The sequence below is a fragment of the Stenotrophomonas sp. TWI377 genome (assembly GCF_039674525.1).
In the GTDB taxonomy this organism is placed as follows: Bacteria; Pseudomonadota; Gammaproteobacteria; order Xanthomonadales; family Xanthomonadaceae; genus Stenotrophomonas.
Genome location: NZ_JBDJNT010000005.1, coordinates 55386 through 70569 on the forward strand (window position 1 = coordinate 55386; position 15184 = coordinate 70569).

The 15184-nt window shown below is 67.1% G+C and carries 14 protein-coding genes and 1 tRNA gene; 5 read left to right on the top strand and 10 right to left on the bottom strand.

Features of this window, described 5'->3' with window-relative positions; all coding sequences use genetic code 11:
• Positions 1 to 18: 18 nt before the first annotated feature.
• A complete protein-coding gene (gene rng, locus ABE546_RS06720) occupies positions 19 to 1506 on the bottom strand; it encodes a ribonuclease G (RefSeq protein WP_123730583.1) in 1488 nt (495 codons plus the stop codon).
• The gene (locus tag ABE546_RS06725; RefSeq protein ID WP_313212549.1) at positions 1499 to 2080 is read right to left on the bottom strand and encodes a Maf-like protein; all 582 of its coding nucleotides are present in this window, start codon (positions 2078 to 2080) and stop codon (positions 1499 to 1501) included. The genes rng and ABE546_RS06725 overlap by 8 nt, the downstream gene beginning before the upstream one ends.
• Positions 2081 to 2210: 130 nt before the next feature.
• Here ABE546_RS06725 and ABE546_RS06730 point away from each other — a divergent pair, with 130 nt between their 5' ends.
• The 3 genes from ABE546_RS06730 (at position 2211) to ABE546_RS06740 (ending at position 6846) form a co-directional block, all read left to right on the top strand.
• The gene (locus tag ABE546_RS06730; RefSeq protein WP_313212546.1) at positions 2211 to 2945 is read left to right on the top strand and encodes an SIMPL domain-containing protein; all 735 of its coding nucleotides are present in this window, start codon (positions 2211 to 2213) and stop codon (positions 2943 to 2945) included.
• Positions 2946 to 3177: 232 nt separating this feature from the next.
• Entirely contained in the window at positions 3178 to 3834 is a 657-nt protein-coding gene (locus tag ABE546_RS06735; RefSeq protein ID WP_313212545.1) for an energy transducer TonB, read from the top strand.
• A gap of 177 nt (positions 3835 to 4011) precedes the next feature.
• Positions 4012 to 6846: a TonB-dependent receptor gene (locus ABE546_RS06740; RefSeq protein ID WP_313212544.1), complete on the top strand. Its 2835-nt coding sequence runs from the start codon at positions 4012 to 4014 to the stop codon at positions 6844 to 6846.
• 124 nt (positions 6847 to 6970) lie between these two features.
• Here ABE546_RS06740 and ABE546_RS06745 read toward each other — a convergent pair.
• The 8 genes from ABE546_RS06745 to ABE546_RS06780 all read right to left on the bottom strand — a co-directional run bounded on the left by ABE546_RS06745 (position 6971) and on the right by ABE546_RS06780 (position 14134).
• Positions 6971 to 7047 (bottom strand) — tRNA-Asn (locus ABE546_RS06745).
• A gap of 57 nt (positions 7048 to 7104) precedes the next feature.
• The gene (rlmH, locus tag ABE546_RS06750) at positions 7105 to 7575 is read right to left on the bottom strand and encodes a 23S rRNA (pseudouridine(1915)-N(3))-methyltransferase RlmH (protein WP_019183383.1); all 471 of its coding nucleotides are present in this window, start codon (positions 7573 to 7575) and stop codon (positions 7105 to 7107) included.
• Positions 7576 to 7659: 84 nt separating this feature from the next.
• On the bottom strand, positions 7660 to 8091 hold the full coding sequence (rsfS, locus tag ABE546_RS06755) for a ribosome silencing factor (RefSeq protein ID WP_121038588.1): 432 nt from the start codon (positions 8089 to 8091) through the stop codon (positions 7660 to 7662).
• 58 nt (positions 8092 to 8149) lie between these two features.
• Positions 8150 to 8815 carry a nicotinate-nucleotide adenylyltransferase gene (gene nadD / locus ABE546_RS06760; protein WP_346463011.1) on the bottom strand — a complete coding sequence of 222 codons (666 nt, stop codon included), beginning with the start codon at positions 8813 to 8815 and terminating at the stop codon, positions 8150 to 8152.
• A 4-nt stretch (positions 8816 to 8819) separates the two neighbouring features.
• Entirely contained in the window at positions 8820 to 9857 is a 1038-nt protein-coding gene (holA, locus tag ABE546_RS06765) for a DNA polymerase III subunit delta (protein WP_123730577.1), read from the bottom strand.
• A 31-nt stretch (positions 9858 to 9888) separates the two neighbouring features.
• Positions 9889 to 10524, bottom strand: a complete 636-nt coding sequence (gene lptE, locus ABE546_RS06770; protein ID WP_346463012.1) for an LPS assembly lipoprotein LptE — start codon at positions 10522 to 10524, stop codon at positions 9889 to 9891.
• 163 nt (positions 10525 to 10687) lie between these two features.
• Positions 10688 to 13336 (bottom strand): leucine--tRNA ligase, encoded by a 2649-nt coding sequence (gene leuS / locus ABE546_RS06775; protein ID WP_346463013.1) that lies wholly within the window; start codon positions 13334 to 13336, stop codon positions 10688 to 10690.
• Positions 13337 to 13522: 186 nt separating this feature from the next.
• Positions 13523 to 14134, bottom strand: coding sequence for a DUF998 domain-containing protein (locus ABE546_RS06780; RefSeq protein ID WP_346463014.1), 612 nt, complete (start codon positions 14132 to 14134; stop codon positions 13523 to 13525).
• On the opposite strand from ABE546_RS06780, the gene ABE546_RS06785 reads away from it, so the two are divergent.
• Together ABE546_RS06785 and trxA are read left to right on the top strand one after the other, a co-directional pair.
• Positions 14133 to 14258 carry a hypothetical protein gene (locus ABE546_RS06785; protein ID WP_346463015.1) on the top strand — a complete coding sequence of 42 codons (126 nt, stop codon included), beginning with the start codon at positions 14133 to 14135 and terminating at the stop codon, positions 14256 to 14258. The genes ABE546_RS06780 and ABE546_RS06785 overlap by 2 nt on opposite strands.
• A 4-nt stretch (positions 14259 to 14262) precedes the next feature.
• The gene (gene trxA / locus ABE546_RS06790) at positions 14263 to 15126 is read left to right on the top strand and encodes a thioredoxin (protein WP_313219037.1); all 864 of its coding nucleotides are present in this window, start codon (positions 14263 to 14265) and stop codon (positions 15124 to 15126) included.
• Positions 15127 to 15184: the final 58 nt, after the last annotated feature.

Below are 15184 nucleotides of genomic sequence, written 5' to 3' on the forward strand. Positions count from 1 at the left end.
ATGCCGGACCGGCCGCGATCAGAGCAGCACGACATCGAACTGCTCCTGCAGGTATTGCTCATCCGCCTGGAAGCGGATGCTCTTGCCCAGGAACTCCTCCAGTTCGGCCACCGCCGAGGATTCCTCGTCGGTGATGCGCGCGACCACCTTCGAGGAGGCGATCACCAGCAGGCGCGCCGCATCGAACTGACGCACCGCCCGGGTGATTTCGCGGAAGATCTCGTACGTCACCGTTTCGGCGGTCTTGATCGAACCCCGCCCGCTGCACTCCGGGCACGGCTCGGACAGCTGGCGCTCCAGGCTTTCCACGGTGCGCTTGCGGGTCATCTCGACCAGGCCCAGCGGCGAGAAGTCGTAGACGGTGGTCTTGGCGTGGTCGCGGGCCAGCGCCTTCTCCAACGTGCGAAGGACCTGGCGGCGGTGCTCGGCATCGTCCATATCGATGAAGTCGATGATGATGATGCCGCCCAGGTTGCGCAGCCGCAGCTGGCGTGCCACGGCCTGCGCGGCCTCCAGATTGGTGCGGAACACGGTCTCTTCGAGGTTGCGCTGGCCCAGGAACGAACCGGTGTTCACATCGATCGTGGTCATCGCCTCGGTCTGGTCGATCACCAGATAGCCGCCCGACTTCAGCGGGACCTGCTTGTCCAGCGCGCGGCCGATTTCATCCTCGACCCCGAACATGTCGAAGATCGGGCGATCACCGCTGTACAGCTCCAGTTTCTCGGCCAGCACTGGCATGTACTTGGCCACGAACGCCTGCAACTGGTTGAAGGTCTCCTTGGAATCCACCTTGACCTTGTCCACGTCCTTGCGGATCAGATCGCGCACCGAGCGCAGCGGCAGGCTCAGGTCTTCATAGATCACGCTGAGCGGGGCGGCATCGCGGCCACGGCGCTCCACCACGTTCCAGACCCGCGACAGGTAGGCCACGTCTTCGGCGATCGCCTCGGCCGGCTGGCCTTCGGCATTGGTGCGCACGATGTAGCCGTAGCCGCCGTGCTGGGCCGACAGTTCGGTCACCAGGGTTTTCAGGCGGGCGCGCTCGGCCTCGTCCTCGATCCGGGCCGACACGCCCACCACCTTGGACTGCGGCAGCAGCACCATGTAGCGCGAGGGAATGCTGATCTGGGTGGTCAGCCGCGCGCCCTTGGTCCCGATCGGGTCCTTGACCACCTGCACCACGATGTCCTGGCCGTCGCGCAGCAGCTCGACGATAGGCACCGAGGACGGTGGCGGCAACGTGGTGCCTTCGGTATCCGGACTGGCCACCGGGGCCGGGCGGATCACATCGTTGGCGTGCAGGAACGCCGCGCGCTCCAGCCCGACCTCGACAAAGGCCGCCTGCATGCCCGGCATGACCCGCTGCACCTTGCCCTTGTAGATGTTGCCGACCACGCCACGGCGCCAGCCACGTTCGATATGCAGTTCCTGCAGCATGCCGTTCTCGATGACGGCGACGCGGGTTTCCCGCGGGGTGACATTGACCAGGATTTCTTCAGACATGGGCGACTCCCTTCAGTTCAAACGTCTGCAGCAACTGCTCGGTCTGTTGCAGGGGCAAACCCATCACACCCGAATAGCTTCCCGCCAGATGGCGGATATATCGTTCAGCGCCCCCCTGGATCGCATAGGCACCGGCTTTGTCCATCGGCTCGCCACTGGCCACGTAGGCGGCGATCCGATCCTCATCGATCGCCGCGAACGTCACCTCCGAGACCACCAGCACGCCCTGTTCCCGGCCAGCAGCGACCAGCGCCACGGCGGTCATCACCTGGTGGGTGCGCCCGGCCAACGCACGCAGCATCGCGCAGGCGTCGGCCGCATCGGCCGGTTTACCGAACACGCGCCCGTCGAGCACGACTTCGGTGTCCGAGCCCAGCACCACCGCCTCGGGGTCATGGGCGACAAGCGCCCACCCGGCGCGCGCCTTGTCGGCGGCGACCCGCTGCACGTAATCGGCGGCGGATTCTTCGGGCGCACGGACTTCGGGCACGTCAAGCTCAAGCGCCTGGAACGGTCGTTCCAGGCGCGCAAGCAGTTCGTTTCGTCGGGGGGATCGAGAGGCAAGATAAAGCATCGAGGAAGCATAACCTGAGCCTACTGTCTGAATCGCGAGCAACACGCTTGAATCGTGCTCAACCCCATCAAACCTCACGACGCGTTCATCGCCCCGACACCAACCTCAACGTCTTCACAAGGAGATGTACATGCGCCGCCCGTCCCTGTCCCCGTTGCTGCTCGCCCTGTCCCTTGCCCTGGGAGCTTCGATGACCGCCCACGCCCAGTCCCAGCCCACCATCGCCGTGCCGGCTGACGGCACCCTGCTCAACATCTCGGCCAATGCCGAGGCCAAGCGCGTGCCGGACGTGGCCACGCTCTCGGCCGGTGTGGTGACCCAGGCCGTGGACGGCAACAGCGCCATGCGCCAGAACGCCGAGCAGATGACCAAGGTGCTCGCCGCGATCAAGGCCGCCGGCATCGCCGAGCGGGATGTGCAGACCAGCGGGGTCAACCTGAGCCCGCAGTATCGCTACGCCGACAACGAAGCGCCGAAGATCACCGGCTACCAGGCCAGCAATACGGTCAGCCTGAAGGTGCGCGACATCGCCAAGCTCGGCAAAGTGCTTGATGCACTGGCCGCCCAGGGCGCCAACCAGATCAACGGCCCGCAGTTCGAGATCGACCAGCCCGAGCCGGTTTACGACGAAGCCCGCCTGGCCGCGCTGAAGAAGGCCCAGGCCCGCGCCGAAACGTATGCCAAGTCGCTGGGCCTGCGCGTGCGCCGGATCGTGAGCATCTCCGAAAGCGGTGGCGGCAACTTCCGCCCGGTGATGATGCGTGCGGCGGCCGCGCCGATGGCTGCTGATGTATCCACGCCGGTGTCGCCGGGCGAATCGACCGTGTCGGTCAACCTGGACGTGGTGTTCGATCTGGGCCGGTAACACTTCGCAGCAGAGCGGACCAGCCGTCCGCTCCTGCCAAGACATGACGGCGCCTGCGGGCGCCGTCATGCTGTTCGCCGCCGGATCCTGACTGCCAGCCAACTCCCCACCCTGCCCCTGACTTCCGGCCCGTGCCGGGCTCGGGTATTGCTGTCATTGCGCGGCCCCGCCTGACCCCACGCGGCGCGCAGGCACGTTGATGTTCCCGCACATCTGGCAAGGAGAGTGGAGCATGGTCCGTACCCCGTCCCCGGTTGTCCCGCTGCCTATCGAAGCGTCCCGCGTGCTCGGGTGGAGCACTGCCATCGCGGTCCACGCGCTGGCCCTGATGCTGTTGTTGATCCCGGCTACCCAGCCCCTGATCAAGGCACCGCGCGAACGCATGCAGGTGACCTGGGTACTGCCTCCGCCGCCGCCGGAGATCATCCGTCATCCGCCGGCAGACCCACCGCGGCTCCCCCCGGTGGTGCCCGTGACCACGCAACGCGCGCCGGCACCGCTGCCGAGCCCCACCGCCACCCTCGACGAGGCGCCCGCAGTGGCATCGATGCCCGCCAGCGAGACCGCCGCACCGGCGCTGGAACCGGCCCCGGCCACGCCGTCGCCCGCCGCCGGGGCCCAACTGCAGTACCGCAGCGCGCCGCCGCCACCGTATCCGGTCGCGGCGATCCGCCTGGGCCAGCAGGGGACGGTCCTGCTGCGTATCCGGGTCGACAGCCAGGGCAACCCGGTTGCGGCCAGTATCGAGAAGAGCAGTGGCTCGCGCGTGCTCGACCAGGCCGCACGCCAGCAGGTGCTGCGTCACTGGCGTTTCGTGCCAGCCCTCGTCGATGGGCAGGCCGTCGCCGCCGATGGCCTGGTTCCGGTCGATTTTTCGTTACCGCGCTGAGTGAATGGGAGCCCCGTCAGGGGGCTCCCCATTCACAAACTGAGACGCACAGCATCTTTTCCCAATTAAGCAATTTTTCACTCTTGCGTCACACGACGGAAACCTAGATTGGCGCCGTTGCCACCGTTCTGGTGTCGACTTATTGACATCTAGGTTTTCCCAGTCAGGAGAGAAGCTGTGAAACACCCGACCCAACGCCGCGACGACAGCCGCCGCAATACCCTGGCCCATTCCATTTCCACGATCCTGACCAGCGGCGCGCTGCTGCTGGTAGGGGCCATGGCGTCGTCCTCCGCGTTCGCGCAGGAGCAGGCGACCAACCTTGACCGGATCACCGTCACCGGGTCGAACATCCCCCGCACGAACACCGAAACCCCCTCCCCCGTCCAGGTGGTCACCCGCCAGGAAATCGACCGTACCGGCAAGACCACGGTCGCCGAGTATCTGCAGACCCTGACCGCGGACGGGTCGGGCTCCATTCCCAAGACCTTCGGCAACGGCTTTGCCGGCGGTGGCGCAGGCATCTCGCTGCGCGGCCTGGGCGCCGGCTCCACGCTGGTCCTGTTGAACGGCCGCCGCATGGCGACCTATGGCCTGGCCGATGACGGCCAGAAGGTCTTCACCGATCTGAGCACCATTCCGCTGGATGCGGTCGAGCGCATTGAAGTCCTCAAGGACGGCGCTTCTGCGATCTACGGCTCGGACGCCATCGCCGGCGTGGTCAACATCATCCTGCGCAGCGACTTCAATGGCGCGATCCTGCGCGCCTCCTACGGCCTGTCCGGTGATAGCGATGGCGACGCCAAGAAGGCCACGCTGACCGCCGGTACCGGCGACCTGGCCACCGATGGCTGGAACGCGTTCTTCAGTTTGGACGTGGGCAAGACCGACGCGATCAAGATCAGCGACCGCAAGAACCGCAAGTGGATCGGCACCGGTGATATCCGCCCGTGGGGCTATGGCAACAACGCCCAGTTCCTGGGTGGCGCCGCGCTCTCTGGCGGTACCCGTGGCGGTGTGGGTCCGAACGGTTCGGTGTTCGACGACCGTGCGGTGACGGATGACGATCCGGCCTTCCTCGTCGCGCTGCCAGGCTGCGCCGGCTTGACCACCATCCCCGGCCAGAACGATGTCACTGCCCAGCAGCAGGGCTGCCTGTGGGATCCGGCCCAGCTGTACCGTGACCTGACCCCGGAAGAGAAGTACGTCAACGTGTTTGGTCGCGCCAGCTTCGCCTTCGGCGAGGGCGGTGAGATCTACACCGAAATCGGCTACTCCAAGAAGGAAACCACCTTCAGCAACACGCCCTCCGGCGTATCCGGTGGCTGGGGCTATCCCGGCGGCCCGGTCAACGCCAACAGCGGCGACGGTGCCACGGTGCTCAGCCCGACCCACCCGGACAACCCGATCCCGGGCCAGGCCTCGCGCCTGCGTTACTCGGCCTGGGATGTCGGCCCGCGTGTGACCGAGAACACCAACGAGTTCAACCGCTTCCTGGTGGGCGTCAAGGGCAACTGGGGCGAGTGGAGCTACGACACGGCCTACCTGCATTCGGGCACCGACCTGGTCAACAAGCGTACCGGCTTCCTGAACTACGACGCCGTGCGTTGCGTGCTCGGCAATCCGGCCTGCCCGGCAGGCGTGTGGCGCATCGGCGACAACGCGGGGCTGAACTCACAGGCCCTGTATGACTACATCTCGCCGGACATCAGCGCACGCGCCAAATCCAGCCTGGACATGTTCGACTTCACCGTGTCGCGCAGCCTGATGGACCTGAAGGGTGGCCCGCTCGGCCTGGCGCTGGGTACCGAATGGCGCAAGACCAGCAACAGCCTGACCCCGCAGACGTTCACCGACCAGGGCCAGATCATCGGGCTGGGCTACTCGGCCTACGACGGTACGCAGAACGTCTACGCCGGCTATGTCGAACTGTCCGCCCCGGTGCTGGAGCAGTTGGAACTGTCCGGCGCGGTCCGCTACGACAAGTATGAGAGCGGCGAAGGCAAGGCGACGCCGAAGGTCGGCATCAAGTGGACCCCGGCCGACTGGATCGCAGTCCGCGGCAGCTATGCCGAAGGCTTCCGTGCCCCCAACCCGGCCGAGAACGGCGACGGCGGCCTGGCAGCGTTCTCCAATGCTGCCGATCCCGTGCGCTGCCCCGGCGGCAACCCGGCGCCGGGCGCGAACGATGACGATTGCGGCGCACTGCCGGTCGCCATCATCACCCGCCCCAATGCCGACCTGAAGCCGGAAGAGTCCAAGAGCTACTCGGTGGGTCTGGTGCTGCAGCCGACCTCCAGCACCTCGATGACGGTGGATGCCTGGCAGATCAAGCGCACCAACGAAATCGCCCAGGGCAGTACTGCCGAAGCGATTGCCGCGGGCAACGTGTTGCGTGACAACAACCTGCTCAACGGTGTTCCCGGTACCGGCAGCATCCTGGCGGTCAATACGCAGTACATCAATGCTGCATCGACCCGCGTCCGCGGTATCGATACCGACATCCGCCAGACCTTCGACATCGGTCCGGGCCAGCTGGAGATGGACCTGCAGTGGAGCCATGTGCTCAAGTTCGAGCGCACCGATGCCGATGTGACCGTCGACTATGCCGGCACGCACGGCAACTGCGACGTCACCAACTGCATCGGCACCCCGAAGGACCGCGTCAACTTCGGCACCACCTGGAAGCAGGGTCCGTGGAGCGTCAGCGGCGTGGCCAACTACATCTCCAAGATGGAGAACACCGACTTCCGCGGTCCCGATGGCTCGTATCAGTTCGCCTACGCCGACGGTACCGACGTCGAGAAGATCTCCTCGTTCACCACCTTCGACCTGTCCGGTCGCTGGAACATCACCGAGGCCTTCGAGTTGAACGCATCGGTGCAGAACCTGTTCGACCGCATCGCTCCGCTGGATCCGACCACCTACGGTGGCGTGAACTACAACCCGCTGCACTTCAGTGGCGCGATCGGCCGTTACTTCACCGTCGGTGCCAAGTACACCTTCGAATGAGGTAGCCGCACTTGGGGAACAAGGAGCCCGGGCAGTGCCCGGGCTTTTTGTTTGGATCGCGGCACGCGGGTAAATCGCAGACAAAAAAAAGCCCCGCATCGCTGCGAGGCTTTTTTTCAAATCTTGGCGCCCGAAGTTGGACTCGAACCAACGACCCCCTGATTAACAGTCAAGTGCTCTAACCGGCTGAGCTATTCGGGCGGGGTGCGCATTGTAGCCCGTTTTTCGCGAGATGTAACCCGTCTGGCGACAACTATTTCACGCGCGGTGATACGGATGGTTGGCCAGCATCGCCGCGGCGCGGTACAGCTGCTCGGCCACCACCAGGCGCACCAGCATATGCGGCAGGGTCAGCGGGCCGATCGACCATTTCTCGTCGGCCATCGCCGACACCTCGGCCGAATGCCCTTCCGGCCCACCGATCAGGAAGGCCAGGTCCCTGCCCTGCCCGCGCCAATGTTCCAGGCGCTGCGCCAGCTGTTCGGAACTGAGCTGGCGTCCGGGCACATCCAGCGCGACCACATACGCATTTTTCGGCAATGCGGCGATCACGCGCTTGCCTTCGTCATCGGTCGCGCGGCGCGCATCGCGGCCTTTGCCGCGCAGGCCGGGCTCGATCTCGACCAGCTCGAACGGCAACCAGTGCGAGAGCCGCTTCTGGTACTCGGCAAAGCCCTGCGCAACCCAGGAGGGCGCGCGCTCACCGGTGGCGATCAGCCTGGCTTTCATGTCTGTCCTCCGCAGCCACCACAGGCGGCGCCGCAAAAGACAACGGCGCCATCGGCGCCGTTGTCGTGACCGGGCACGCTGCGATCAGCGCGCGTCGTAGTCGTCGTCCGCATCGTCGAGCAGTTCGATCGGCGGCTGGTCGCCCACGGTCCACAGGCGCTCGAGCGCGTAGAACTCACGCACGCGCGGCAGCATCACGTGAACGATCACGTCGCCCAGGTCGACCAGCACCCACTCGGCTTCGCGCTCGCCTTCCACACCCAGCGGCATCACGCCCAGCTTCTTGGCGAACTTCACCACTTCGTCGGCGATCGACTTGACGTGACGGCTGGAGGTGCCCGACGCGATCACCATGTAATCGGCGACGCTGGAGCGGCCGATGACGTCGATCTCAACGAGATCCTTGGCCTTCAGTTCTTCGGTGGCCCCGCGCACGCACTCGAGCAGCTGCAGAACGGAGGGCGCCGGATTGGGCAGTTGGACCTTGATGGTCTGGGGCTGGGCTTGGTTGCTCAAAGCGGGTCAACTCGATAAATGTGGGGCCGATTATACGGGGCGGCGCGCCCGCGCGTATTCACGACGGTGTCGCGCCGTACAGGCGGTGGTCGATGATGTAGCCCGCGACAGCCTCAGGCAGCAGTGGCTGCCAAGGCCCGGCGGCGGCGATCTGCGCGCGCACCGCGGTGGCCGATTCCTCGCGCAATGGGGCCTGCAGGCGCATCAGGCGCCCGGCCGGCGCGCTGAACAGCTCACGCTCGTGACTGGCCCAGCGCCCTTCCAGGGCCTGCGCCAGCACCGGGTCGCAAGCGGCGGCCAGGGGACTGCCGGGGCGATCGGCGACGATGAAATGCGCCAGCTCGAACAGCGCCTCCCATTCGTGCCAGCTGGGCAGGGCCAACAGGCTGTCGGCACCGACCAGCCAGGCGATCGGCTGGCGCGGGCCCAGCTCGGCGCGCAGCTCGCGCAGGGTATCGACGGTATAGGACGGCACACCGGGCTGGCGCTCGGCCCGGTCCAGCTCGCGCCGGTCCAGCAGCAGGCCGGGCTCATCGCCGATGGCCAGGGCCAGCATGGCCAGGCGCTGCGCGGCATCGGCGCCGGGGGCGGCACGGTGCGGTGGATCGGCGGCGGGCAGCAGGCGGACGGCGACCTGCAACTGGTCGCGTGCGGCGCGGGCAATGGCCAGATGGCCCAGATGGACGGGATCGAAGGTCCCGCCGTAATAGATGCGCAGCCCCATGGGCTCAGGCCCGGGCGAGCAGGCGCACGGCGCGGGCTTCGGACACGGCGATCAGAAGCCGTTCCAGCGCCAGCCAGGCATCGCCGTCAGCGCGCCCCTTGGCAATGCGGTCCACCAGCCCGGCCTCGGCCACGAAGCGCTCCCAGCGCTTGACCTCGGGATGGCGCTGCAGCGCGCGCTTGAACGGCGCCTGCCGCGATTCCCAGATGCCGCGGCTTTTCATCTCCGCGGCCAGGTTGCCGCCCCGCGCCTGTACCCGCGCCAGACCGGCGGTGGAGAGCAGCTCGCGGATCACGATCGGCGTCAGCGCCGCCACCGCTTCACCTTCGGCACGCAGGCCGGCGATCATGCGCAGCACGGCCGCAGGCTGGCCCGAGAAGGTCGCCTCGACCAGACGGAACACGTCATAACGGGCGGCATCGGCCACCAGCGATTCCATGGTGTCCACATCCAGGGTCTGGCCGTCGGCCAGCAGCGCCAGCTTGTCGATCTCCTGGGCGGCGGCCAGCAGATTGCCTTCCACCCGTTCGGCCAGGCGCTGCACGGCCTGCGGGTCGGCGCGCAGGCCCTTGCCACGCAGCCGGCGTTCGATCCATTCGGTCAGCTCGTGCGGCTTGATCGCCCAGGCTACCGAGATCACCCCGGCGCGGCCAACGGCATCGGCCCACTTGGTCTGGTGCGCCTTGCTCCATTCATTGCAGGTGATCAGCAGGATCACGTCCGGCGCCGGGTTGGCACAGAACTGACTGATCACTTCGGCGCCTTCCTTGCCCGGCTTGCCACTGGGCAGGCGCAGTTCCATCAGGCGACGTGCACTGAACAGGCTGGGCGCGTTGAAGCTGGCATCGAGCTGGTGCCAGTCGAAGTCACGGCCATCGGCATCGAAGACTTCACGCTCGTTGACGCCATCGGCGCGTGCCCGCGCCCGCACCGCATCGGCCGCTTCCAGCACGCGCAGCGTTTCCGGACCGGCGATCAGGTAGACCGGGGCCAACGGCTGGCTGGCCGGTTGGCTGGCAAGCTGTTCGGGGCGCAGTTCCATCCGGGCAGGCCGATCCGCAGGCGGACCGGGCTCAGCGCCCCTGCGGGACGACGGCGGGGACCGCCGGCGTCGGGGTCGTCGAGGTCGGGCTTGCCGGGGTCGCCGCCGGGATCTCAACCGGCGTTTCCACCGGGGTCGTACCGGGCTTGGCCGGGGCGCGGCCATGCTCCAGTTCGGCGCGGACCACGCTGTCGATACGGCGCATGATCGACGCAGACATCTCACGGCGCAGTTCGTCGGCGAGGATTTCGCGTTCGGTCGTGGTACCGGTGGCGTCGGTCGGCGGCGACACGTAATCGCGCGAGAGTTCGATCACCTGCTGCGGCACCAGCTCGCTGCCGTCTTCGCGGCGGAAGATGAAGATCACCGCATAGCGCAGGCTGTACTCCTGGGCACGGCCCTGGGCATCGATCGCGATCGGCAGATCGCCCCAACGCTCGGACAACACCTGCAGCTGCGACGCCGGGCCCGTGCTGTCCGGATCGGCCAGCTGCGCCCCGGAGGCCTGCAGGCCACGGCGCAGCAACTTGACCAGTTCGCTGTAGGGCGCGGTGGAGACCACCTGCACCGCAGCCGTATCGGCCGGCAGCATCAACTTGTTGCGCAGATGGAAGCCGCACCCGGCAAGGGTTGCGGTCAGGACAAGGGCTAGCAGGAATCGGGTCATGGATACAGTCTGTAGGAGCCGGGCGGTCGCGGCAACAAGCAGTGATCGTGCCGGATGCCGCGTGAACAGGACTTGATACCGGACGGCCCACGGGGCGTGCCCGCCATCGGCCCATGGAGATCGGTGCCACCGGGCGCGCAAGGCCCCCGGTGGCACGACAGGATCAGCCCTGCGGGGCCGCCACGATGTTCACGATCTTGCCCGGCACGATGATGATCTTGCGCACGGTCAGCCCTTCCAGGAACTTGGCCGCGTTCGGCTCGGCCAGGCCCAGGGCTTCGATCTGATCACGCGGCGCATCGGCAGCGACGTCGATGGTGCCGCGCAGTTTGCCGTTGACCTGCACCGCCAGCGTCACCGCATCGCGCACCAGCGCCGCCGGATCGGCCTCCGGGAACGCCTGGTCTTCCAGCAGTTCCTCGGCGTGGCCCAGCACCTGCCACAGCGCATGACTGGCATGCGGCGTGATCGGGTTGAGCAGCAGCACGGTGGCGCGCAGCGCTTCCTGGCGCACCGCACGGCCCTGCTCGCTGACGTCATCGAACTTGGCCAGCGCGTTCATCAACTCCATCACCGCGGCGATCGCGGTGTTGAAGCTGTGGCGGCGACCGTAGTCGTCGCCGACCTTGCCGATGGTTTCATGGGTCTTGCGGCGCAGCGCCTTCTGCTCGGCGTTCAGCGCGACCACGTCCAGCGCCGGGGCGGCGCCATCAGCGGCATGCTTCTGCACCTGGGCCCACAAGCGGCGCAGGAAACGGGCCATGCCATCCACGCCGGCTTCGTTCCACTCCAGCGATTGTTCCGGCGGCGCGGCGAACATCGAGAACAGGCGCACGGTGTCGGCGCCGTACTTGCCCACCATCACCTGCGGGTCCACGCCGTTGTTCTTGGACTTGGACATCTTCTCGGTGCCGCCGATCACCACCGGCTGGCCGTCGGCGATCAGGGTCGCCCCGACGATGCGGCCGCGCTCGTCACGCTGCACATCCACATCGGCCGGGTTGATCCAGTCCTTGGAGCCGTCCGGGTTCGGGCGATAGTAGGTTTCGGCGATCACCATGCCCTGGCACAGCAGGTTCTGCGCCGGCTCGTTGCTGTCCACCATGCGCGCATCACGCAGCAGCTTGTGGAAGAAACGGAAGTACATCAGGTGCAGGATCGCGTGCTCGATACCGCCGATGTACTGATCCACCGGCAGCCAGTAGTTGCCGCGCTTGTCGACCGCGTCACGGGCACCCGGCGAGGTGTAACGCGCGTAGTACCAGCTCGATTCCATGAAGGTATCGAAGGTGTCGGTCTCGCGCTCGGCCGCGCCGCCGCAGTCCGGGCAGGTGGTCTTGCGCCATTCCGGATCGGCCTTGATCGGCGAACCGGTGCCGACGAAGTTGACGTTCTCCGGCAGGACGACCGGCAGCTGCTCTTCCGGCACCGGCAAGGCGCCGCATTTGGGGCAGTAGATCACCGGGATCGGGCACCCCCAGTAGCGCTGGCGGCTGACGCCCCAGTCACGCAACCGGTAGTTCACGCGGCGCTGGCCCTGGGCCTTGCGCTCGAAGCGCTCGGCCAGTGCCTCGAAGGCCCCCTGGAAATCCAGGCCGTCGAACTCGTCGGAGTTGACCAGCTCGGTCTCGCGGGTCTTGTCGCCGTACCAGTCCTGCCAGCGCGTGGCGTCGTAGGCGCTTTCTTCCTTGCGCAGCGACTTCAACGCGATGACCTGGCGGATCGGCAGGCCGTACTTGTTGGCGAATTCATTGTCGCGCTGGTCGTGACCGGGAACGGCCATCACCGCGCCGGTGCCGTAGCCCATCAGCACGAAGTTGGCGACCCACACCGGCACCTGGGCGCCGGTGACCGGATGGATGGCGCGCAGGCCGGTATCCATGCCGCGCTTTTCCTGGGTCTCCAGCTCGGCTTCAGACACGCCGCCCTGCTTCATCTCGGCCAGCAGCGCGGCCAGCGCCGGGTTGGACTTGGCCGCGTGCTGGGCCAGCGGATGTTCGCCGGCGATCGACACGAAGGTCACGCCCATCACGGTGTCGGGACGGGTGGTGAACACGCGCAGCGGGTCCAGCGTGCTGCCGTCGGCGTCACGCACGTCGAACTGGATCTCCAGCCCTTCCGAGCGGCCGATCCAGTTGCGCTGCATGGTCTTGACCGAATCGGGCCAGCCCGGCAGTTCATCCAGGCCGTCCAGCAGTTCCTGGGCGTAATCGGTGATGCGCAGGAACCACTGCGGAATCTCGCGCTTTTCCACCAGCGCGCCGGACCGCCAGCCGCGGCCGTCGATGACCTGCTCGTTGGCCAGCACGGTCTGATCGATCGGGTCCCAGTTCACCACCGCGTTGCGGCGGTAGGCCAGGCCCTTGCGCATCAGGCGGGTGAACATGCGCTGCTCGTGCACGTAGTACTCGGGCGTGCAGGTGGCGAACTCGCGCGACCAGTCGATCGCATAGCCCATGGCCTTGAACTGGCCCCGCATGTGCTCGATGTTGGCGTAGGTCCACTTGGCCGGCGCGGTCTTGTTCTTGATCGCCGCGTTCTCGGCCGGCAGGCCGAAGGCATCCCACCCCATCGGCTGCAGCACGTTGTGGCCGGTCATCCGCTTGTAGCGGCTGATCACGTCACCGATGGTGTAGTTGCGCACGTGGCCCATGTGCAGCGCACCGGACGGATACGGCAGCATCGAGAGGCAGTAGAACTTCGGCTTCTCCGAAGTCTCGGTGACCTCGAAGGCACGGGTGGCATCCCAGTACTGCTGGGCGGCGGATTCAACCTGCTGCGGATCGTAAACGTTGGGTTCGACGCTGGTCATAAAAACGCTAGTGCGGCGGCAAAGCGGCACAGGGTACCGCAGTGCGGCAAAGGGCTCCAATCGACGCGGCCCACCGTCGCGACCAAACCTGTCATCTCATTGAATTGACTGGGGATTGGTGAAATACGTCAGCCCGCGCCGCGCGCCACGGCGCGGGCCGGGGCGCAGCAACGGCGGCGGCTGTGCTCAGGCGCGACGCGTGGAGGGGGCCAACGGCAGCACCGCCACCAGCCAGACCAGCCATACCCCGAAGGCCACGCGCTGGGCCATCGGGGCCGGCAGCAGGGCCTGCAGCGCGAACGCGGCAAGCAGCACGCCCATCCCGCAGGCCAGGTGCAGGCCGCCCACGGCACGCCATGCCGGCAGCCGCAGCGCGCCGATCCCGGACATCACCGCGCCCGGCACGAAGGCCAGCACCCACACCATCCAGGCACTGGCGTGGTACTGGCTGGCCGGGTTCTCCAGATCGCGGGTATCCAACGGCAGCACGCCCATCGCGGTGAAGCCGACCCCGGCCAGCATCAGCAACTGCGCACCGACCCGCATCGACCACGGCGCGGTGCGCGGCACCCGCAGCAGCAGGCGCAGCGCGACGAGGCTGGCGAGCAGGCCGGGCAGCGCGAAACCGAGAATGTTGAACGCCCGCGCATGCGGCACGTCCATCGCCCCGAGCAGCGCGACCGGATGGCCGACCGGATCGAACAGCGGCAGGGCCGCGCCGAAGCCCAGCACCGCGCCCACGAACAACACGGCGGCGGCAATGCCGAGCCCACCTTCCCAACGTTGGATTCCCTGCATGCTGCTCACCCGGCTGCGTCTGAAGGCCCGCATTGTCGCTGTTCCAACGCGAATCCGCCCGGTGGGGTTGCGTCCGGCCGCGGGCGGCACCATACACTTCCTCTCCAGTTTCCCGTTGATTTGAAACCATGAGCGATCTGCCCCACGTCTTTGACGCCACCACCGAGACCTTCGAGACCGAGGTGCTGCAGAAATCCCTGCAGACCCCCGTGCTGGTCGATTTCTGGGCCACCTGGTGCGGCCCCTGCAAGACCCTGGGCCCGATGCTGGAAAAGCTGGCCGGCGAATACCACGGCGCCTTCGAGCTGGCCAAGGTCGATGTCGACAAGGAGCAGCAGATCGCCGCGGCGTTCCAGATCCGCTCGGTGCCGACCGTGTTCCTGGTCAAGGGCGGACAGATCGTGGACGGTTTCCCCGGCGCCGTGCCGGAAGGCCAGCTGCGCGAGTTCCTGACCCAGCACGGCGTGGTCCCGCTTGAAGCGGCCCCGGACGAAGCGGAAACCGTCGAAGCGCCGCCGCTCGATCCGCAGGCCCAGGTGGATGTGCTGCGTGCGGCGATTGCCGCCGAACCGGACAAGGAAGAGCTCAAGCTCGACCTGGCCCTGGCCCTGCTGCAGACCGGGGCCACCGCCGAGGCCACTGCCCTGATCGACGCGCTGCCGGCCAACCTCTCCACCGATGACCGCGCCGTGCGCGCCCGCGCCCGCCTGGACTTCGCCAGCGCCCTGCAGGACGCCCCGGCTCCCGAGGTGCTGGAGGCGCGCATCGCGGCCAATGGCGACGATCTGCAGGCACGCCACCTGCGCGGCGTGCAGTTGCTGCTGTCCGGGCAGGATGCTGCCGCGCTGGAGCAGTTCCTGGACATGCTGCGCCGCGACCGCAGCTACGACGACGGCCGCCCGCGCAAGCTGCTGATCGATGCCTTCAAGGTGATCGAGGATGAAGACCTGGTCGGCCAGTACCGCCGCCGGATGGCCTCGCTGCTGTTCTGATCGGCCCCGGCCAGCGCCTTTCGGGGCGCTGGCCCAACGAAGCCGTCCATACAGACCG

Excerpts from the sequence above, each read along its gene's own strand:
- rng (WP_123730583.1), bottom strand. The coding sequence starts at position 1,506 with ATGTCTGAAGAAATCCTGGTCAATGTCACCCCGCGGGAAACCCGCGTC.
- ABE546_RS06725 (WP_313212549.1), bottom strand. The coding sequence starts at position 2,080 with ATGCTTTATCTTGCCTCTCGATCCCCCCGACGAAACGAACTGCTTGCG.
- ABE546_RS06730 (WP_313212546.1), top strand. The coding sequence starts at position 2,211 with ATGCGCCGCCCGTCCCTGTCCCCGTTGCTGCTCGCCCTGTCCCTTGCC.
- ABE546_RS06735 (WP_313212545.1), top strand. The coding sequence starts at position 3,178 with ATGGTCCGTACCCCGTCCCCGGTTGTCCCGCTGCCTATCGAAGCGTCC.
- rlmH (WP_019183383.1), bottom strand. The coding sequence starts at position 7,575 with ATGAAAGCCAGGCTGATCGCCACCGGTGAGCGCGCGCCCTCCTGGGTT.
- nadD (WP_346463011.1), bottom strand. The coding sequence starts at position 8,815 with ATGGGGCTGCGCATCTATTACGGCGGGACCTTCGATCCCGTCCATCTG.
- holA (WP_123730577.1), bottom strand. The coding sequence starts at position 9,857 with ATGGAACTGCGCCCCGAACAGCTTGCCAGCCAACCGGCCAGCCAGCCG.
- lptE (WP_346463012.1), bottom strand. The coding sequence starts at position 10,524 with ATGACCCGATTCCTGCTAGCCCTTGTCCTGACCGCAACCCTTGCCGGG.
- leuS (WP_346463013.1), bottom strand. The coding sequence starts at position 13,336 with ATGACCAGCGTCGAACCCAACGTTTACGATCCGCAGCAGGTTGAATCC.
- ABE546_RS06785 (WP_346463015.1), top strand. The coding sequence starts at position 14,133 with ATGCTGCTCACCCGGCTGCGTCTGAAGGCCCGCATTGTCGCTGTTCCA.
- ABE546_RS06780 (WP_346463014.1), bottom strand. The coding sequence starts at position 14,134 with ATGCAGGGAATCCAACGTTGGGAAGGTGGGCTCGGCATTGCCGCCGCC.
- trxA (WP_313219037.1), top strand. The coding sequence starts at position 14,263 with ATGAGCGATCTGCCCCACGTCTTTGACGCCACCACCGAGACCTTCGAG.